We start from the raw sequence: 19,910 nt of genomic DNA on the forward strand, positions 1-19,910 counted from the left end.
TGTCCGCAGCAATGTCAAACTAGATGTTATATTTCTCCCTTAAAGCCGCACTAATGGCCAAAGCATCATCAACAACAGCAGTGGGGTAGCCCATGGCAGAAAGGATAGCGATACCGTTTTTGTTTTTTAAGATACCGGGTTTAATCTTGTAATCGAAAATGAGGCGCGTATCGGCAGCGATCTCTTCAAAAGAGTAGGCCGTATAAGCACTGCCCAGTAACTCTGCCAACTCGAGGTCGTGGGTAGAAACAAAAACAAAATTCTGTTGGGCGGTAAGGTGCGAGAGTATGGCCTTGGCAGCTGCAATACGTTCAATGGTATTGGTGCCCCTAAAAATCTCGTCAATAATGATCAGGTTATAGCCTTGTCTTGTACTTTTTTCCAGTATGTTGAGTACAGAAAGAGCCTCGGCCTGAAAATAGCTCTTATGTGCTGTCAGGTCATCGTTGATCCTAATGCTGGTAAAAACCTGCATAAAAGGAGCCCGATAAGTTGCTGCACAACACGTAAACAAGGTTTGGGCCAACAAGGTATTAATGGCAATAGAACGTATAAAAGTGGTTTTGCCAGACATGTTAGGTCCAGTTACCAAAACCCCCTTACTGGCCACGGTGGTAAGCGAGTTTGGTATACAATTGGCTACCGTTGGATGAAAAAGGTCTACAACCTCCAGTTGGTTGGGCAGGCCATTAAAATCAGGCTTGCAATAATACGGAAGCCCAGACCTTAAACATAAAATAGAAATACTTACATCTATTTTGGCTATGTAGTTAAACAAGGCCTCAATATTGTCGCGCTGCTGCCTGATCTTGTTAACAGAAGCAAGAAACATGGCAGGCTCAACAACCAACAAGGTCTTGATCAGCTCCATCACGCCAGCGCCTATATCGGTAGGGTCTCTATTGGCCTGGTCTTGAAAGTTGATCAGGCCCAATGTTTTTTTAAGCGAACCCAACTGCCTTAGCCTATTGGCAATATCAATGTTAAAAGAAGTATCAACAAGCTTTAGAATGCCTTTGCCCGTTTGCATTAATACATAAAGCTGCGGTAGCGAATGCACATATCGGGCAATCTTCTTTTTGTTGGTATAATGTAGGTAAAAGTTAAAAAATGTTAGGCCAAGGCAAAGCAAAAAGAAAACCTGGCTCTTCAATACAATAGTTAGCACCAGTACCGCTATCCATAAAAAGCCCGCCAACCTTATATATACCGCAAGCCAATTTTTATAAAGTGTATGGTAGGTTGAGGTAAAAAGTTCGTGTATGTAATAGGCATTTTTGTGGTCTAGTTTAGCCAGCTCAAGGGCTGTATTAAACCTTGCATCCTGATTGGCCTTGAACAGTTCGGCCAAGTTATCCAGTTCGATTAAAGCGGCGATGTCTTTTTCGGTAGACTTAGTTTGTTGTACAGGTACTGTTGCCCCAATTTAGAATATGTTCTGTCAACAAAGTCAAAAACACTGTCAAGGTCAATGTCATCTGCAACCTCATCAGTTAATACAACTTCATTCTTCAAGGCAGTGTGGTAAGCAGCAATCAGGTTAAAATTACGCTCAGCTACAAAAGGTTTGGCCCAGTCCGTTCTAATTCGGTCAATCTTTTGCTGTTGCTGTATTCTTTTGCTGTTGCCCAAAAAGAGTACAACAACAATAAGTAAAAAAATACCGATGATCACATACAACACCATTGCTTAGCAGATATAAAACAGTGTAACTAAAAATCTTTATTTACCCTGCACATCAATTACCTTTTGCATCATCTCCATGGCCTTGGCCTGAGCAGCTATGGTAGCCTCATGCGAAGCAAGCAGTTCGCGTAATCGTTCGATTTCGGCATCTTTGGCAGATTTGAGTTGTTCAAAGACTTCTTCAGTTGTAGAAAATGGGCCGTCTTCTAAATTAGGGTAGTTATTGGTGGGTTTCCCTTGCCCAGAACAGATCCATGTAGCGTTTAATTCCTCACATTTTGTGAGTATTAATTCTAGGTCAATACTATTCCTTTTATTCCAATTGGCTAAGGTATTGGATGCGATACCCAAAAATCGCCCTAATTGCGCGTCAGATTTGAACTGATAGTGAGATTTTATTCTATTTAAAATCAGGCGTTTATCTTTGTCAATGGCCATATGTTCAAAAAATTTGGTTGTTTTTGTTGAATTACTCACTTATTGTGAGTATAATTACATTACAAATCTAAAAATAGTGAAAAAACAACTTTAATGCTAACAATTAACCATCTAACCGAATATGGACAGCACAAACAACCGCCTAGCCAATGCCGCAACAGACGGCGAAATACCAGAAGAAGTACTCGATGAGTTCAAAGTATTTTTAAAACAAGTACCCGTTAACAGGCTAAACAAAGGCCTGCGAAAGATGCTGATAGACTACCTGTTTTATAATATTGACGATGGCCTACCCTTAGACTTTAAAGACCTTTTAACAGACCTTTATTGGCTGTACGAGTTGTTGGATCATCTACCAAACAAAGAAATGGAAACAGAATAGCTATCCTAAACCTACCCACCTATGGAAACCATAATAAATAACAATAATACCCAGAATGCACTTTCAACATTCTTTGATAAATATAGCGAAGCCCAATACACCGATAAACTCTGGAGTTTTTACAGAGCGCATGTTTTGTACACCGAAAGCATCAACAGGATCAATGCCACTACAGACCTTACATTTTACGAAGACCTGTTAAATGCCTTACGTACCAGCAGCCAGTTACAGTATAAGACCCATGCAGTACTACAGATCCAGGCTTGTATGGTAGAAGAAACAATGGTTTCGCTAGAAGGGGTGGTAGAGCTGATCAAAAAAGCAATACCAGTAGGGGTGATCTACAACCTCAGCCCCACAGCAGATGAGCTTGATCTGTTGATCGTGCTAGAAAAAAGCTGTACCAAGGCCTATCAAGAGTTTGAAAGCATATTAGACTTAACCAAACTGGGCTTTAAAAAAGGCATGTGTACCGTACATAGCTATGGCCTATTGCACAGTTTGATGAGCCGGGGGCATGTTTTTTACAATACCGCCTGTGTAGAGCATAACATCATCTACAAAAAGAACAACGAAGAACTGTTGGTACCCTTAAGCCGTACATTGTTCGAAAAAACAAAGTCAGAATCAGAAATCCTCTTTAAGGTAGGTATAGATAAGGCTGTTCATTTTTACAATGGCGTTCAGCTCTATATCAACAACGAAGTTTACGATATGGCCATGTTTATGCTGCAACAAGCCTGCGAGCTTACCTATCGGAGCCTGCTTAATGTATTGCGGGGCAAAGATGTAAAATGCCATTCGTTGGTGGTGCTCCGTAAACATGTAAAACGCTATGCGCCAGAAGTACTGGGCGTGTTCTCTGCCGTAGAAGAAGAAGAAATCAAATATCTGCAACTGTTAGAAGAAGCCTATGTAAAATCAAGATATTATTACGATTATACCATAGACCCATCCCTGATCAGTCATCTAAATAAAAGCATTGGCTTGTTGCAGCAAAAGGCCATCAATTTGTTTAAACACAAAATGGATGTTTTAACACAGAAGATAGAAGCATTAGGTATAAATTGATTAAAAATCAAAAGCGATGATCTTTTGGTCCCTCAGCATCTTGTCTACAAACCTTTTGTGGTTCTTTGGGCTACCTATGGCTACCCATGTACCACTGATGATGCCATTGGCCAATTCTTGTTTGCCACGGTGCAACTTAAGTTTAGAGGTGGTAATATATTCTTCGTAGGTATCTAGGCTTTCGTTCTCGTACTTTTTAACGATCCGATAGGTCCTTTTGGTAAAACGGCGCTCTACAAAGTTCTCTACAAACGGAAAGATCAACAATGCCAGCAGTACAACTATGGTTACCCCTATGGCCTGTTCGTAATAACCGGCCCCTATGGCCATGCCAATGGCGGCAACAATCCAGATCACACAGGCAGTAGTAAGGCCTTTAACCTGGTTGTCTTCCTTAAAGATTACACCAGCCCCTAAAAAGCCTATTCCTGTTACAATATTAGAAGCAATGCGATCCTGGCTGCTCAAACCGATCTTTACAGATAGGATGGTAAAAAGCGTAGCGCCCAAACCAATCATGATCATGGTTTTTAGGCCCGCCTGTTTATTTCTAAACTCGCGCTCAACGCCGATCAGCCCACAAAGTAGGGTAGCCAACAAAAACTTGTTGATCTCTCCCTGTGTTATAAAATGTTCGTTTCCAAAAAAGCCTTCAGACATATGGTAGATTGTAGATTTCAACTAATTTCGAAAATTATATCCGAATAACGATAATACAAATGTTAAAGTTTTGCATATACCATGTCCAATGATTCTTATCCGCACGAACCATAGGGTACTACCTGTAGTATTAACCTAATTCAATACCTGATGCAGCCATTGGCCAAAAGCATAGCCATTTCTATAGAGTGCTATTATTAAGGCAAAAATGAAGATTGGTAATGCAATCTTAAACAATTTCGATTTTAAAAATTCTTCCTTTGTCATCATTTCTAAAGTTAAATCTTATTTCAGACATCAAACTGTGTCTATTTGTTACAAAATGCTTAGTGCTTAATCAAAAACTCATGGTTCATGTTCCCAACACCATGGTTCGTTTCTCACGAACCATCTCGTCATCACTTCCCCCAAAAAAAATCCCTCAAAACTTTCGTAATGAGGATCAGTTTATAATAATTCCCTAGTTAAGGGCCGCATAGGTATTACATCATGCCACCCATGCCACCGCCACCCATTGGTGGATGTGCATGACCAGCACCAGCTTCTTCTGGCTCATCTGCCAATACAACTTCTGTTGTTAACAACATCGCTGCAATAGATGCTGCATTTTCTAATGCCACACGACTTACTTTAGTTGGATCGATCACACCAGCACCAATCAAGTTTTCGTAAACATCAGTACGGGCATTGTAACCGAAATCAGCTTTACCTTCTTTTACTTTTTGTACAACGATAGAACCTTCGATACCTGCATTTTCGCAGATCTGACGTAATGGCTCTTCAATCGCACGTTTAACAATGGCAATACCAGTAGTTTCATCTTCGTTTGCACCTTTTAGGTCTGCTAAAGCTTCAACCGCACGGATAAATGCTACACCACCACCAGCAACGATACCTTCTTCTACAGCAGCACGAGTGGCATGTAAAGCATCATCAACACGGTCTTTTTTCTCTTTCATTTCTACCTCACTTGCAGCACCAACATAAAGTACAGCAACACCACCAGAAAGTTTAGCCAAACGCTCTTGTAATTTTTCTTTATCGTAATCAGACGTAGTAGTCTCGATTTGAGCTTTGATCTGACCAACACGAGCTTTGATGTCTTCAGACTGACCAGCACCATTGATCACAGTTGTATTGTCTTTGTCAACCACAACCTTTTCTGCAGAACCTAAATAAGTTAGGTCGGCATTTTCTAATTTATAACCTCTCTCTTCAGAGATAACGATACCGCCAGTTAAGATCGCGATGTCTTCTAACATTGCTTTTCTTCTGTCGCCAAAGCCAGGAGCCTTAACCGCTACCACTTTCAACGAACCACGGATCTTGTTCACTACCAAGGTAGCTAAAGCTTCGCCATCTAGATCTTCAGAAATGATGACCAATGGTTTACCAGTTTGAACAGTTTTTTCTAAAACAGGCAACAATTCTTTCATGTTGCTGATTTTTTTGTCGTAGGATCAAAATGTATGGGCTTTCCAATTCAGCCTCCATTTTATCTGCGTTGGTTACAAAATATGGCGAAAGGTAACCTCTGTCAAATTGCATACCTTCAACTGTTTTAACTTCAGTTTCAGTACCTTTTGCTTCTTCAACAGTAATTACACCATCTTTACCTACTTTGCTCATTGCTTCAGCAATTAACGAACCGATTACATCGTCGTTGTTTGCAGAGATAGAAGCAACTTGTTTAATTTTGTTGTTGTCGTCGCCAACAGCTTGAGATTGCTCTTTTAGGTTAGCTACAACAGCCGAAACTGCTTTATCAATACCACGCTTAAGGTCCATTGGGTTTGCACCAGCAGCTACGTTTTTAATACCAGCAGTTACAATTGCCTGAGCTAAAACAGTAGCAGTTGTAGTTCCATCACCTGCAATATCAGCAGTTTTAGAAGCTACTTCTTTAACCATTTGTGCACCCATGTTCTCAATTGGATCTTTCAATTCAATTTCTTTAGCCACTGTTACACCATCTTTGGTGATGGCTGGTGAACCGAATTTTTTGTCGATAATTACATTACGACCTTTAGGGCCTAAAGTTACCTTTACTGCATTTGCTAAAATGTCAACACCTCTTTTCAGGGCGTCACGTGCTTCAACGTTATATTTTACTTGTTTTGCCATTATTAAATATAGATTGGAGATATGTTGATTGAGCTTTGAGACAAGTGTATCTAACTCAAACCATATCTAATTTTAAATGATTGATTTTTGATTAATATACTTAGCCTTCGATTGCGTAGATGTCGGTCTCACGCATAATTAGATAATCTTTTCCGTTATAAGGAAACTCAGTACCACCGTATTTTCCATAAATAACTACATCTCCGGCTTTTACGGTTGGTTTTTTACCTTCCGAATCTTCATCAGAAACTGAAATTACAGTACCCTTAGATGGTTTTTCTTTAGCCGTATCTGGAATATAAATTCCTGATGCTGTTTTTTCTTCTGCCGCAGCAGGTTCAACAATCACTCTGTTTGCTGTGCCAGCAACTGGTTTAAGATTTAATGACATAAATACTTTTATTTTTAGTTTTTATAATTGAGTTAACTCGTACTTGTAATACGACGAAATACATTAAACAGTTTTTGTGCCAAGATAATTTTACTTGTCAAATTTACATTTGGTGTCAGTTAATAGAAATTGGACAATAATTTGAGTGTCAGTCTGGCAGAAAATAAAAATGTGTCTTATCCGTATCCATGGTTCGTGTCCCCACGAACCATGGATACGGATTTTTAAAACTCATCGCGCAGGTCTTTTAAAAACGAAAAGTATTTATTCCCATTTTCATAAAAACTTGCCGACGAGTACAGGTAATCGGCAGGGGTTTCCGCTAATTGCCAATGCTCCTGTAGTGGATTGTTATGTAGATAATCCATCTTTTGGTAAGCTATGTTACTATTGTATAATTTAATAGCCAACGAATCCCGTTGCCAAAATTCGTAATCCTTGTTTTCTGCATCAACCATATAATTGAGTAAGGATGACGGATTTTGATGCCGCAATTTTTTTTTAAAATAATGGGCTGTATGTTTTAAAAAAGAAGTATGCGGCATCTCTTTTCCATTCATTTCATTTATTCTCCATATTAAATGGATATGGTTAGGCATAATTACAAAGGCAAAAACATCTATTTTTCCCTTGCTGCTCAGGTGAGATAGTGAATCTAATATGATTGTTTTAAACTCAATGCTTTTCAGCAGTTTTTGCCAGTCATTAATGGTAGCGGTCCAAAAATAGATATTGCCGATTGCTACGTAAGATTTACGCTTGGGATTAAATAGGTTTTCATCCATAATATTTTCGTTTGGGCTCGTATAAGTACGGACCGTGGTAAACAAAATAATAAAGGGATGATACTGAATGTAGCGAAAAATAGTTGGATATAAAAAATGATTCAATGGTTCATGTCCTCACGAATCGTTATTTTAATATCCATGGTTCGTGGGGACACGAACCATGGGCATGAATCAATCAAAATCAAAAAATAATGCACATAAAAAAAACTCTTTGGCCATGGCCAAAGAGTTTTCAGTTATTTCTTTTAATGAAATTATTTTTTCGAAGTATCGCCAGCTTTAGGAGTAGCAGTAGCTGGAGGGGTAGTTGTACCACCACCAATTGGCGAAGGAGTTACAGATTTTTCAATCTGAGAATCAATTTTAGAACCAGCGCTACCAGCACCTGAACCAGATTTGCCAACTGTTGTAATGGCTAATGATACGATCACGATCAAGGTCAATAAAACCCAAGTTCCTTTTTCTAAAACATCGCCAGTACGTTGTACACCAAACATGTTACTACCAGAACCGCCTGTAGCTAAACCGCCGCCTTTAGGGTTTTGTATTAAAACGAATAAACCTAGTGCTACACAAAAAATAATTAATAAAATGATTAATAAGGTTATCATGGTATAATATGTTGTTAAATTTTCTTTTCTAAAGATTGGATAAGGTCGGCAAAGTAACGGCTTTTTTCTGGAAATTTCAAACTTAATTTTTCATAAGTATCTATCGCCTTGTGATAAAGCATTTGTTCGATATAAATCGCCGCTAATGTTTCAGAAACGAGGTCGTAATTATCTTCTGCACTTTTCTTCGCTTTATTCTCGTTGTTAATTCTACTCTGCCTTTGGCACCTTGATCTGAGGGTCGTTTTTGATAAAAGAATCGATAATGTCAATTCCCTTTGGTGCAACCTGCCTGTTGATGGGGCCTTTGCCCGCCTCATCGGCAACATTAAAAGGAGTTTGGATATGGAAGATATGCTCTACATATTGTTGCTGCAGCTCACTCGGATTCTGGGTATCTGTCTTTTTCTGCGTAACATAAGGCTGAAAGATCTGTGCATGCTCCTTACGGGTTTTGGCCAACCACCACAAAAAGGTATACGGCAGCTTATCATCATCGTATTTGCTTACCGTCTGTGCTTCGGCTTCTAAATTATACTCTTCGGGTTGCGCAACAGTTAAAACTTCTTCTTTTGTATTTTCTATGGCCTGCTCAGTGCTAAAGCTTTTTTCAAAGGCAAAAAAGTCGGTCGCAACAATACTTTCAATGGCAAGCTCATCCGGAACAGTTTCTGCTATTGGCAGCTCAATTTCTTGTGTTTCCTCTTCAGGTAATGCTGTTGGAAATGCAGTGGCATCTACTTCAACGATCTCATCATAGGTTTCTTGTTCGTCTGGATTATGCTCTTCTGTTTTAACAGCGGTTTCCTCTACTGACGTATGCACTACTTCTGCGATCTCTTCAAAAACTTCCTGTTCGTCGGTAGGTGATGATATAGGCGCTTGCACTACATCTTCAACCTCAGTAGCAGTTGTTGGTTGGTCAATAACAATTGTCCTTAAGGTTTCAGGTTGGTAAGATCACCTGGTGCAATAAAGTTCCATTGGTATAAAGCGCTGCAGTGGCAAGAGTATTGGTATGGTCTTCATTATTCAAGCTTGCCTTCGCCAACAATAGGTGCAAAGGTTGGTAATATGGATAAGCCTTAACCAAATTGGCTAACGTACCAGCATGCGCTTGCGTTACCAGTTCTGGTTTTGCAATTAGATCAGCTAATAGTTGTTTGGTCTCTAAATCTAGCTCCATGCCGCTAAGTTAGTCATTGAAACTTAAAATTTATTTCCATTGTGCAAAAGCACGATTAAAAATATTTTCGGTTAACTGTACCGTTACCTTTTTGATCAAGGCAGCTTCTTGCGATTGAAGGGACTGTCCGGCCAACGAGAAATCGGTAAAAGCACTAAAAGATTGTTCAAAACTGTCTTTCTCGTGCCCCTTAATGTTGTTGACGTATTTAACCATGACAGTTATGGTTAACCTGTTGGCACCAGCAATAGGTTTGGCGTTATCTTGGATAGAGATCGGCTTGATGTCGTAATCCGTAATTCGACCTTCAAAAGAGCCATCTGCATCACCTTGTGTAATACTTAGCCTACTTTGTGTACGCACACGTTCCTTAAAATCTTCTGTAAATTGCGAACTTAGGTACGGGATTACCAATTGTGCATTGTTTTCAAAAAGCGAGATTCTTATCGTTTTCATTTCGTCAGGAATTGATGTCCCCTTAAACGAGTAACAACCGCTTAGCATAAATGCTATAAAAACATATATAATTTTTTTCATCTGTATAATTTTTTTTGGTCTTGATGACGCTTTGCCTCTTTTTAATTTAAGTTGAGTTCCTTGATCTTGCGGTATAAAGTACGTTCAGAGATTCCTAATTCCTGTGCCGCAAATTTACGTTTGCCCTTGTGTTTTTTTAGTGCTTTTTTGATCAGGTCAGATTCCTTATCGATCAAAGAAAGCGACTCTTCCACTTCTTCCGCATCGTGCGCATAATTGTATTCTGTAGGTGCGCTAGGCGAAGGATGTTTAATGGTCAAGGTAGGCTCATTATGGTTGGGCATATCTACTTCCTGATACAGCTGGTTGATGTATTGAGGATTATCAGCCATGATGTGCGAAGTATTGCCGCCATTTTGGATAATTTCTGCCACCAGTTTTTTAAGCTCCATCATATCCTTCTTCATGTCGAACAATACTTTGTACAAAATATCCCTTTCAGAGAAATCTTCTTTATTGCTGCCATTGATCGTCATGGGCAGGTTGTTGGTCTGCTCATTCGGAATATAGTTTAACAAAGCCTGTGCACTTACATTTCTGTCTTTCTCTAGAACGCAGATCTGCTCTGCAATATTTTTCAGCTGCCTTACATTTCCTGGCCAGCTGTAATTGCTCAAGATCTGGATGGCTTCTGGTTCCAATTGGATACCTGGGCTACGGTACTTGTCGCTAAAATCGGCAGAAAACTTGCGGAACAATAGATACACATCTTCTTTACGCTCGTGTAAGGCAGGGATGCGCAAAGGCACCGTATTTAAACGGTAATATAGGTCTTCACGAAATTTTCCAGACTTTACACGGTTATACACATCTACATTGGTTGCCGCAATGATACGTACATCTGTTTTTTGCACTTTAGACGAACCTACACGTAAATATTCGCCACTTTCTAAGATACGCAATAAACGAGCTTGGGTACCCAAAGGAAGTTCGGCAACTTCATCTAAAAAGATAGTACCTCCATTGGCCACCTCAAAATAACCTTTACGCGCTTCGTGTGCGCCAGTAAAAGAGCCTTTTTCGTGTCCAAACAATTCAGAATCTATCGTTCCTTCTGGGATAGCACCACAGTTAACCGCAATAAAAGCCCCATGCTTACGGGTGCTCATCTGATGGATGATGTGAGAGAATACCTCTTTACCGCTACCACTTTCGCCGGTGATCAATACCGACATATCTGTAGGGGCAACTTGTCTGGCTGTATCTATTGCACGGTTTAACAATGGCGAACCACCGATAATACCGAACCTGTTTTTAATATCTTGTATGTCCATTTAGTAGTTTTTGAGATAGGAGGACCTGAGACTGTTGTTACACAAATTCCCTCATTCAAATTCAATTATTCTATAATTTTACCAATAAGCGTAGCCGATGTACAGCGTTCTACATAAACGTTGGCATACTGGCCAGGTTTTACTGTAGCTGTAACCGGGAAAACCACCATTGCGTTTTCGTCATTGCGCCCTCTGTATTCTTTGTCAGATTTTTTAGAGAACCCTTCGATCAAAACTTTAACTGTTTTGCCTACAAAGTCTTCTAAGCAAGCTAACGAATCTTCTTGTTGTTTTTTAAATATTTCGGCCAAACGACGGGCCTTTACCTCTTCAGGTACATCATCTTTGTATTTACGTGCGGCCAAAGTACCAGGACGCTCAGAGTACGAGAATGTATAGGCGAAGTTATATCTCGCATAATCCATAATGCTCAAGGTATCTTGATGTTCTTCTTCAGTTTCGGTACAGAAACCGGCAATGATGTCGGCAGAAATTGCACAACCTGGAATAATGCGACGAATGGCATCGATCCTGTTCATGTACCATTCGCGGGTATAAGTACGGTTCATCAGTGCCAAGATCTCGAGTTACCAGATTGAACTGGCAGGTGGATATAGTTACAGATGTTATCGTGTTTAGCGATGGTATATAAAACCTCGTCGGTAATATCTTTAGGGTGTGAAGTAGAAAAACGGATCCTTAGCTCAGGGCTAATGGCGGCTACCATGGTTAACAGTTGGGCAAAATTCACTTCAGCATGGCCTAAACCAGCTTTTAAACGATGAGAAGGCAATTCGCTTTCTTTGCTTAAAGCATCTAACAAGGCATCGCCTGTTAAAGTATTCAGGTCATCTGCCAAATCATTGTTTTCTACTTTCTCGGCTTTTGGTTGGTTCCATTGATAAGAATCAACGTTTTGGCCCAATAAAGTAACCTCGCGGTAACCATTTTCGAACAGTTCTTTCGCTTCGTTCAAAATTGAATAAGGATCTCTGCTCCGCTCACGGCCACGGGTAAAGGGTACCACGCAGAAAGAACACATGTTATCGCAACCGCGCATGATCGAAATGAAGGCCGTAATGCCATTGCTGTTGATACGTACCGGACTGATGTCGGCATAAGTCTCTTCTCGAGACAAAATTACGTTTACAGCTTTGTGTCCTTCTTCAACCTGACTGATCAATTGTGGCAGATCACGATAAGCATCAGGGCCAACTACCACGTCAACCAATCTTTCTTCTTCTAAAAACTTGGCCTTTAAACGCTCGGCCATACAGCCTAAAACGCCAACGATCAATTTAGGGTTTCTTCTCTTCTCTACACCAAACTGCGAGAGGCGGTTACGTACACGTTGTTCGGCATTTTCTCTGATAGAGCAGGTGTTGATAAAGATTACATCCGCTTGGTGGTAGTCTCCGGTCGTTTCAAAACCTGTATCCGCTAAAATAGAAGCTACGATTTCGCTGTCAGCAAAATTCATCTGGCATCCATAACTTTCAATGTACAGTTTCCTGCCGTCGCCTTTTTTCGGAGCATCTAAAATTAAAGCCTCTCCTTGGCGTTCTTCATCGTGTTTCTTATCGGTAAGCTGTAGATCAATCATCAATTATTCAAATTTTATGGGGTTTCAAAAATACTAAATATAATTTGTAAATGACAAATTGTCAGCATCAAAAATAACTCTCCTTACAAATTCCAAACAATACGGCTTAAAGATTGTAGTTGTTTAAATCATTAAGCTTATGCCAACTAGAAAACGCAAAACAAAAAAAATAGTATGGTGGGTAGTAGGTATTTTACTTACGCTCGTGATTTTGATTGGTGCTGCTGCCCTCTATTTTAGTGCAAAATGGAAACCTATTGTAACCACAAAGATCAAAGAAGGTGTCTATAATGGCTCTAACCACTTATATCGGATAGATTTTAAGGACATCCATTTAAACCTGATCAGTGGCAATATTGTATTGGATAGTATTCAGCTAACACCAGATACTAATGTTTTTAACCAGTTAAAAACCATTAAAAAAGCACCAACGCATCTGTTCAGGATTAAACTGGCCCATCTTAAATTGAGCCGCGTTGGTATTTTAACTGCTTATTTTAAAAAGAAGATCAAGATCAACAGTATTGTTTTAGATCGTCCATCCATCGATATCATTTACCATAAGGTGCCCAAACAAAAAGATACCGTCCAAGTTGAGCAGACCCTATATCAACAGATTTCCAAGACCATCAAAGCAATTAGAGTGGGTAGGATAGGTATTGTAGATGCAGATTTCGATTATTACAATGGGCAAAAAAAATTAAATGCGGTTAAACACCTTACAGTTAATATAAAAGATATACTGGTTGATTCGCTTTCGCAAAATGATACCTCTCGTGTGTTTCATGCCAAGGATATTGGCTTTGAGCTAAGGGGCTATAAATCTGTTACCAAAGATAAGATGTACACCTTGCAGGTTGATACCGTAATTGGTTCTATCAGCAGAAAGACACTGAAGATCAAAGGGCTGAAAATGATTCCGATGTATCCCGATTTAACCTTTAGTCGGAAATATACTGTTCAAAAAGACCGTTATGATTTAGACTTTAAGGAGTTGAGCCTGACTGGGGTAGATTTTGTTTCGCTAAATAATGATGGTAACCTTCATGCAAAGCGATTGGCGATTGGTCCGGCAAAGGTGGCCATTTTTATGAACCGCGAGCTGCCACCACCAAATTTTGATAAAGGAAGAAATTATCCACACAATGCATTGAAACGTTTGCCGATTGAAACGCTGGTAGATACGATGAGCTTAAAAAATGTTGATATCGCTTATACAGAGTACAACCCAAAAGCCAAAGAGCGGGGTACGCTTAAGCTAGATAATCTCAGTGGCAACATCTTAAACCTGACCAATGATTCGTTAAGATTGACCAAAAACAACCATGCTTTGGCCGACTTGACTACTTACATTATGGGTACTGGAAAAATGAATGTGAAGATAGATTTTAACCTGACCGATAAAGATGCCGCATTTAGTTATGTGGGCCATATTGGTACTTTTAACATGCAGGTATTGAATCCGCTTTCCAAATCGTTGGGCCTGATAGAGATTGAAAAAGGAACTGTGCAAAAAGCAGATTTTAACATTACGGCAAATGAAAAACGTTCGAAAGGCACCCTGCAGTTTTATTACACTGATCTTAAAGGTAAATTTGCTTAAAGAAGGAGATGGAGGGAAGCCTAAAGAGAAAAAGGGACTATTGTCGTTTTTGGCCAATACCGTTTTGATCAAGAATGATAACCCGACCAAAGGCGAGCAGGTAAGAACAGTAAGTGTGGCCTTTGAAAGATTGCCACAAGCTTCCTTTTTTAATCTGATGTGGAAGAGTGTTTTTGTGGGGATTAGAGAGACCGTAGGTATTGGCGCTGTGCCTATGAAACCTATGCCCAAACCTAAATCTGGTGCAAAAGATAAACCTAAGAAAAAGTAGAATCCCTGGTTCGTGTCGATACGAACCAGATAGAATATTAATAAAAAACGTATATTGGATGACACAAAATGAACATCTGATATGGCTGAAAAAGCACCACGAAAATTTAAGATTTTAAAATGGATCCTTGGTATATTGCTTTTCATTTCTTTAGTTTTGGTTGGAGCTTCATGGTACATCAGCGTAAAGTTTAAGCCATTGATCAAACAAGAATTGAAGGAGTTGGTCCATACTTCTACTAATGGCTTGTATACGATCGAATTTTCAACTATCCATACCAATTTTATTACAGGCTCGGCTACAATCAACGATGTGGCCATTATCCCTGATACCAACGTTTATAAGACCTTGATCGCGGCCAAAAAAGCGCCTAATAACTTATACTATATCCGCTTAAAGCGACTTGACATCAAAAGATTTCATCCTTTTGATATTTATTTCGACAAGAGATCAATATCGAGCTGTTGCTGTTTGATAAACCTAATATCACCATGGTAAACAGACATTTTGATTTTAATGACAACAGGCCACCACGACCACGAAAATCGCCATACGATTACATCAAAAAGCTGTTCAAATCTTTACATATAGAAACCGTAGATTTTAAAAATGCTCGTTTTAAGTATGTAAACAACAATGGTGCCTTTCCAGATATTGATTCGGTAGCCAACCTTAATGTAAGTTTAAAAGATTGGTTGATTGATTCGCTTTCCGCACAGGATACCACAAGGTTTTACTTGTTAAAAGACGTAAATTTAAACCTCAACAACTACACCTATGCTACAACAGACAGCATGTACCACATTAAGGTAGACCAGCTGCATTTTAACGCTTCGAGTGGAAAGGTAAACATCAAACAGTTCGCATTGGCACCACGGTATAAGGAAAACCAGTTTGCAAAGGTTGCAGGTTATGCCAAGGATAGGTATAGCATCCAATTGAACAATATCAGCCTTGATGGCTTGAATTTGCCCGCCTATTTGCAGAAACAAGAATTGATTGCCAACGAGATGCACATTGCTGATGGAGGTATTTCTGTGTACAATGACAATAGTTTCCCCAAACAAGAAAAGATCAAAACAGGTCGCTTCCCGCACCAGCTGTTACAGCAGTTGAAGATGCAGCTCACGCTTAAAAAGATCAGACTGAGCAATATCGATGTCAGTTATGCCGAATTTGACCGCAACAGCAAACACATCGGTAAAATCGTTTTTGGTAAAACGAGTGGGGTGATTACCAATGCCACCAATGAAGCGGCATATAAAGCCACCAACCCAATGATGGAAGCAGACTTGGTGAGTTATGTGATGGGGCAGGGTAAACTGGCCATCAATTTTAAATTTTACCTCAACTCGCCATTAGGAGCATTTGATTATAAGGGAGCCATTACCAACCTCGACGGGCGACGATTGAACCAGATCACCAAACCTTTAGGGATGATACAGGTAAACAAAGGACTGATCAGAAAGTTGGCCTTTGATATCAAGGCTAACCAAAATGTAGCCAAAGGGGTTGTAGATTTTAGGTTCAACGATCTTTCTGTAGCCTTATTAAAGAAAGAAGAAGGACGGGAAAGATTAGTTAAAAAAGGCTTGTTGTCTATTTTGGCAAATGCTTTGGTGCTTTATTCTGATAATCCCAATGCAGAAGGGAAGTTTACTTCGGCCAAAATTAATTTCGAGAGAAAACCGACGGCTTCGTTCTTTAATTTTATTTGGAAAACACTTTATCAGGGTGTGAAATATAGCGTTGGTGTTACACCACAAAAAGAAGCCGAGATCAGGGCCCAAGTGGCCAAATTCGAAAAGATGAAAGACGACCGCGACGAACGTAGACTGCGTAGGCAGATGCGGAAAGAACAAAAAGAAAATCCACATTAATACTTCATAAAAAAGCCCCGCTCTACAGGCGGGGCTTTTTATTTATTTGATCAAACCTTCTGGAACTGGTCTGTTCAACAGGTTCTGGTAATAGAAGCGGTATCTTTCGGCACGGTCGTGGGCCGCTTTAGAAGGGCCAAATCCATGTCTGCTTCCTGGATAGATGATCAATTCAAAATGTTTGTTGGTATTGGTCAACTTGTCTACCAATTGGATGGTGTTCTGTACGTGTACGTTGTCGTCCATATCTCCATGCATAATGCGCAATAGACCTTTGTATTTGTCAACATAAGTAAGTACAGATGCTGCTTTGTAGCCCTCAGGGTTTTCTTGAGGTGTATCCATAAAACGCTCTACATAATGTGTGTCATATAATTCCCAACTGGTAACAGGTGCACCTGCATAACCAAAATCAAAATCATCAGCACCCATAGTTAAGGCTAAAGCACTCATGTAACCGCCGTAACTATGGCCAGTGATCAATAGTTTCTTATTGTCTACCCATGTTTGTGCTTTTAACCATTTGGCTGCAGTGCCATAATCTTTCATCTCCCATTTGCCTAGGTTACGGTGCATCAAGGCTACGCCTTCTTTACCAAATTGGCCAGAGGCACGGTGGTCTACCGCAATCTGGATAATGCCTTCGTTGGCCCACCATTGGTTGCTGGTACCTTTCCAGGTATTGGTAACCGTACCTGCGTTCGGTCCACCATAAATACTAAATACAACAGGGTATCTTTTTGTTTTGTCGAAATCTGTTGGATAGGTAATGGTGGCAGGCAATTGGTATTTTCCATCCTCAGAAGGGATAAAGATCAATTCGGTTTTGCCATAGATGTATTGGTCAAAATCATCAGCTTTGCTATCGCCAAGTTCTTTGATGATCTTTCCGGTATTGTTCAATAAAGTACGTTTTGGAGGTGTAGCTACATTAGAATAAGTAGTGATAAAATATTTTCCATCAGGCGACAACTGAACTTGATGGGTATATTCTCCAAAAGTTAATCTTTTTAGATTTTTCCCATTGTAGCTTACGCTGTAAAGGTCTGTACGTGTGCTGGCTTCTTTACGGGCAGTAAAATAGATCACTTTGTTTTTCTCGTCGGTATACAACAGGTTGCTTACCTGCCAATTGCCACTGGTGATCGGGTTCGATCAGTTTTCCATCCAAAGTATACAGATAAAAATGTGCCCAGCCTGTTCTATCACTCTTCAAGATGTAGTGTTTATTGTCGCCCAAATATTCAATTCTGCCGTCAAAATCAAGGTCAACCCACGATGGTTGTTTTTCGTCGTAGATTTCTTTTTTTGCGCCGGTTAAAGGATCAACCGAATAGAATTTTAAATTATCCTGACCACGGTTTAACCATTGTACCATCATGGTCTTGCCATCAAAGCTCCAATAAGGTGTGCCAAAATATTGGTCGTCTTTTTCATTGAAATCAGCCCAAACTACTTTTCCACCTTGTGTAGGTACAAAACCAACTTTTACTTCAGGGTTTGGATCACCTGCTTTTGGATAACGTGTTTTTTCTACATAACCATGTTGACCAGTTGAACCATTGATCGGGAACATCGGTACTTTGGTGTCGTCAAAACGCATAAATGCCAGGTGCTGGCTATCAGGTGCCCACCAAAAAGCTTTATATCTGGTAGCGCGGCCTAAAATCTCTTCAAAATATACCCAAGAAGAATAACCGTTGTAGATCACATCTGTAGCATCAGAGGTATAACGGGTTTCTTTACCTGTAGCTACTTCAACCGAATAAAGGTCGCTGTTTCTGGTAAATGCCACATGTTTTCCATCAGGAGATAAAGTAGGGTTCAACTCTTCGTCTGGATTATTGGTTAAACGTTTAGCTTCTTCTTTTCCATATTGGATGTAGACGTCTTTGTCTTTGATCATTACATTGACATCGCTTTTTGGAGGTGGTGTATAAGCAGTGCGTGCACCAGTTGCAATATCAACTGCATACATTTTACGCTCTTTGCTGTCCATCTCAATGTAGTGGGTGGCATCGCTCCAACCCATGATTGGGTTCATGGTTTTGGTTAGTGAGGCTTGGGTACCTAAAGCTTGTGCTTGAGATAACCTTTTTTGCTGGGCCTTAATTGAGGTGCTTAAACATAAGCTCAAGGCTAAGCCGAAAATTAGGGTTTTATTCATGGTTTAAATTTTGGAAGGTTGAAATTACCAATAGTATAGGATTATCAGAAATTGTGTTACAGTTGTTACCCTTAGGGTATAAAAAAAAGCGTTTCGAATTTTAACTCGAAACGCTTGTAGCTTATTTTGTATTTTTAAACAATCCAGTTCCAGCCAAACTTATCGGCGGCCAAACCATAACGGATTTCGTTCAGTTCTTTGGCTATGCCTGTAGAAATGGTACGAGTGTCGGATCACTTAATTGATAAAGTTCGCCTTCGTAGCCTATCTCACCAATTTGGGTAACCGTTGCTGCGGTACCTACGGCAAAAGCTTCAGTCAATGTTCCATTTTTTGCGCCTGCAATAATTTCGGCAACAGTAACTTTTCTTTCTTCAACCGTAATGCCTTTATCTTTTGCCAAAGCAATAATGGTATCGCGTGTTACACCATTTAAAATGGTTTCGCCAACTGCAGCCGTAATCAATTTGCCATCTAAAACAAACATTACATTGGCTGCGCCAGATTCTTCCACAAAACTATGGGTAGCAGAATCAGTCCAGATCAATTGGTCAAAACCTTCTTTTTGGGCTTCGGCAAATGGATATAAAGAGCGGGCATAGTTACCAGCAGTTTTGGCATAACCCACACCACCTTCGTTTGCACGTGTATATTTTGTTTCGATTTTTACTTTTAAAGCCTTGGTATAATAAGGGCCAGTAGGAGAGGCCAGCACTACAAATTTGTATTTTGAACTCGCTCTTACCCCTAAAGAATCGTCGGTAGCAAACATTACCGGTCTTAGGTAAAGTGCATAATTCTCTTGTGATGGTACCCAACCTTTATCGATGTTGATCAAAGTAGCAATGCCTTGCATAAAAATCTCCTCAGGAACGGTTGGCATAGCCATACGATCTGCAGAGATGTTAAAACGCTCAAAGTTTTTGTCGGCCCTAAAAACACTGATGTCACCATTCGGTAAACGATAAGCCTTCATGCCTTCAAAAATGGCCTGCCCATAATGTAAGGCAGAAATTGCCGGACTCATTGGAATTGGACCATATGGTAAAATCTCGAAATTTTTCCATTCTCCATCTTCAAAATCTGCTACAAACATGTGGTCTGTAAAAATTTTTCCAAAAGGGATATCTTTAAACTCAGTTTCAGCCAACCTAGAGTTGCTGTTTTTTGTAATCTTGATCTGTAAAGTATCTATCACTGCCTTGGGTATTAATTTGATACAAAAGTACGAAAAAACA

Annotated in this window: 21 protein-coding genes and 2 pseudogenes; 6 read left to right on the plus strand and 17 right to left on the minus strand. The window is 39.8% G+C overall.

Annotation, left to right across the window (positions count from 1 at the left end; genetic code table 11):
* Positions 1–19: 19 nt before the first annotated feature.
* From ACFJIZ_RS18985 to ACFJIZ_RS18995, 3 genes are read right to left on the minus strand one after another with little or no spacing between them, the layout of a single operon-like run.
* Positions 20–1,351, minus strand: coding sequence for a hypothetical protein (locus ACFJIZ_RS18985; protein ID WP_379087694.1), 1,332 nt, complete (start codon positions 1,349–1,351; stop codon positions 20–22).
* 14 nt (positions 1,352–1,365) lie between these two features.
* Entirely contained in the window at positions 1,366–1,686 is a 321-nt protein-coding gene (locus tag ACFJIZ_RS18990) for a hypothetical protein (RefSeq protein ID WP_379087697.1), read from the minus strand.
* Positions 1,687–1,722: 36 nt separating this feature from the next.
* The gene (locus ACFJIZ_RS18995; RefSeq protein WP_379087700.1) at positions 1,723–2,124 is read right to left on the minus strand and encodes a helix-turn-helix domain-containing protein; all 402 of its coding nucleotides are present in this window, start codon (positions 2,122–2,124) and stop codon (positions 1,723–1,725) included.
* A gap of 121 nt (positions 2,125–2,245) precedes the next feature.
* On the opposite strand from ACFJIZ_RS18995, the gene ACFJIZ_RS19000 reads away from it, so the two are divergent.
* Both ACFJIZ_RS19000 and ACFJIZ_RS19005 read left to right on the plus strand, forming a co-directional pair.
* Positions 2,246–2,506 (plus strand): hypothetical protein, encoded by a 261-nt coding sequence (locus ACFJIZ_RS19000; protein WP_379087703.1) that lies wholly within the window; start codon positions 2,246–2,248, stop codon positions 2,504–2,506.
* Between the two features lie 21 nt (positions 2,507–2,527).
* Positions 2,528–3,577, plus strand: a complete 1,050-nt coding sequence (locus ACFJIZ_RS19005; RefSeq protein ID WP_379087706.1) for a HEPN domain-containing protein — start codon at positions 2,528–2,530, stop codon at positions 3,575–3,577.
* On the opposite strand, the gene ACFJIZ_RS19010 is transcribed toward ACFJIZ_RS19005, so the two are convergent.
* The 11 genes and pseudogenes from ACFJIZ_RS19010 to ACFJIZ_RS19060 all read right to left on the minus strand — a co-directional run bounded on the left by ACFJIZ_RS19010 (position 3,578) and on the right by ACFJIZ_RS19060 (position 12,751).
* Entirely contained in the window at positions 3,578–4,237 is a 660-nt protein-coding gene (locus tag ACFJIZ_RS19010) for an MgtC/SapB family protein (RefSeq protein ID WP_379087709.1), read from the minus strand. It abuts the gene before it with no gap.
* Positions 4,238–4,719: 482 nt separating this feature from the next.
* Positions 4,720–6,364, minus strand: a pseudogene (gene groL / locus ACFJIZ_RS19015) (chaperonin GroEL).
* Between the two features lie 97 nt (positions 6,365–6,461).
* Positions 6,462–6,752, minus strand: coding sequence for a co-chaperone GroES (gene groES, locus ACFJIZ_RS19020; RefSeq protein WP_055133373.1), 291 nt, complete (start codon positions 6,750–6,752; stop codon positions 6,462–6,464).
* Between the two features lie 224 nt (positions 6,753–6,976).
* The gene (locus ACFJIZ_RS19025) at positions 6,977–7,537 is read right to left on the minus strand and encodes a transposase (protein ID WP_379087712.1); all 561 of its coding nucleotides are present in this window, start codon (positions 7,535–7,537) and stop codon (positions 6,977–6,979) included.
* A 257-nt stretch (positions 7,538–7,794) separates the two neighbouring features.
* Complete coding sequence (gene secG / locus ACFJIZ_RS19030; RefSeq protein ID WP_379087715.1) at positions 7,795–8,151, minus strand: preprotein translocase subunit SecG; 357 nt, start codon at positions 8,149–8,151, stop codon at positions 7,795–7,797.
* A 210-nt stretch (positions 8,152–8,361) separates the two neighbouring features.
* Positions 8,362–9,039 (minus strand): hypothetical protein, encoded by a 678-nt coding sequence (locus ACFJIZ_RS19035; RefSeq protein ID WP_379087718.1) that lies wholly within the window; start codon positions 9,037–9,039, stop codon positions 8,362–8,364.
* A 58-nt stretch (positions 9,040–9,097) separates the two neighbouring features.
* Positions 9,098–9,337: a hypothetical protein gene (locus tag ACFJIZ_RS19040; RefSeq protein WP_379087721.1), complete on the minus strand. Its 240-nt coding sequence runs from the start codon at positions 9,335–9,337 to the stop codon at positions 9,098–9,100.
* A 30-nt stretch (positions 9,338–9,367) separates the two neighbouring features.
* A complete protein-coding gene (locus ACFJIZ_RS19045) occupies positions 9,368–9,793 on the minus strand; it encodes an LptE family protein (RefSeq protein ID WP_379087724.1) in 426 nt (141 codons plus the stop codon).
* Positions 9,794–9,915: 122 nt separating this feature from the next.
* Positions 9,916–11,148, minus strand: a complete 1,233-nt coding sequence (locus ACFJIZ_RS19050; RefSeq protein ID WP_379087727.1) for a sigma-54 interaction domain-containing protein — start codon at positions 11,146–11,148, stop codon at positions 9,916–9,918.
* A gap of 65 nt (positions 11,149–11,213) precedes the next feature.
* Positions 11,214–11,717 carry a TRAM domain-containing protein gene (locus ACFJIZ_RS19055; protein ID WP_379087730.1) on the minus strand — a complete coding sequence of 168 codons (504 nt, stop codon included), beginning with the start codon at positions 11,715–11,717 and terminating at the stop codon, positions 11,214–11,216.
* The gene (locus ACFJIZ_RS19060; RefSeq protein ID WP_379087733.1) at positions 11,717–12,751 is read right to left on the minus strand and encodes a MiaB/RimO family radical SAM methylthiotransferase; all 1,035 of its coding nucleotides are present in this window, start codon (positions 12,749–12,751) and stop codon (positions 11,717–11,719) included. The genes ACFJIZ_RS19055 and ACFJIZ_RS19060 overlap by 1 nt, the downstream gene beginning before the upstream one ends.
* 139 nt (positions 12,752–12,890) lie before the next feature.
* Between ACFJIZ_RS19060 and ACFJIZ_RS19065 the strand changes: the two genes are divergently transcribed.
* The 4 genes from ACFJIZ_RS19065 to ACFJIZ_RS19080 all read left to right on the plus strand — a co-directional run bounded on the left by ACFJIZ_RS19065 (position 12,891) and on the right by ACFJIZ_RS19080 (position 16,505).
* Entirely contained in the window at positions 12,891–14,354 is a 1,464-nt protein-coding gene (locus ACFJIZ_RS19065) for a hypothetical protein (protein ID WP_379087735.1), read from the plus strand.
* A complete protein-coding gene (locus tag ACFJIZ_RS19070) occupies positions 14,347–14,625 on the plus strand; it encodes a hypothetical protein (RefSeq protein WP_379087738.1) in 279 nt (92 codons plus the stop codon). The genes ACFJIZ_RS19065 and ACFJIZ_RS19070 overlap by 8 nt, the downstream gene beginning before the upstream one ends.
* 81 nt (positions 14,626–14,706) lie before the next feature.
* Positions 14,707–15,123: a hypothetical protein gene (locus ACFJIZ_RS19075; RefSeq protein WP_379087740.1), complete on the plus strand. Its 417-nt coding sequence runs from the start codon at positions 14,707–14,709 to the stop codon at positions 15,121–15,123.
* Complete coding sequence (locus ACFJIZ_RS19080) at positions 15,117–16,505, plus strand: hypothetical protein (RefSeq protein WP_379087743.1); 1,389 nt, start codon at positions 15,117–15,119, stop codon at positions 16,503–16,505. Before ACFJIZ_RS19075 ends, ACFJIZ_RS19080 begins: the two co-directional genes overlap by 7 nt.
* A 42-nt stretch (positions 16,506–16,547) precedes the next feature.
* On the opposite strand, the gene ACFJIZ_RS19085 is transcribed toward ACFJIZ_RS19080, so the two are convergent.
* The 3 genes and pseudogenes from ACFJIZ_RS19085 to ACFJIZ_RS19095 form a co-directional block, all read right to left on the minus strand.
* On the minus strand, positions 16,548–17,477 hold the full coding sequence (locus ACFJIZ_RS19085; RefSeq protein ID WP_379094125.1) for an alpha/beta hydrolase family protein: 930 nt from the start codon (positions 17,475–17,477) through the stop codon (positions 16,548–16,550).
* A gap of 3 nt (positions 17,478–17,480) precedes the next feature.
* Positions 17,481–18,672 (minus strand): annotated as a pseudogene (locus ACFJIZ_RS19090) (DPP IV N-terminal domain-containing protein); the annotation flags it as partial.
* A gap of 202 nt (positions 18,673–18,874) precedes the next feature.
* Positions 18,875–19,870, minus strand: a complete 996-nt coding sequence (locus ACFJIZ_RS19095; RefSeq protein WP_379087746.1) for a branched-chain amino acid aminotransferase — start codon at positions 19,868–19,870, stop codon at positions 18,875–18,877.
* Positions 19,871–19,910 lie beyond the last annotated feature (40 nt).

Origin of the sequence: Pedobacter sp. UC225_65 (assembly GCF_042698365.1) — a bacterium.
In the GTDB taxonomy this organism is placed as follows: Bacteria; Bacteroidota; Bacteroidia; order Sphingobacteriales; family Sphingobacteriaceae; genus Pedobacter.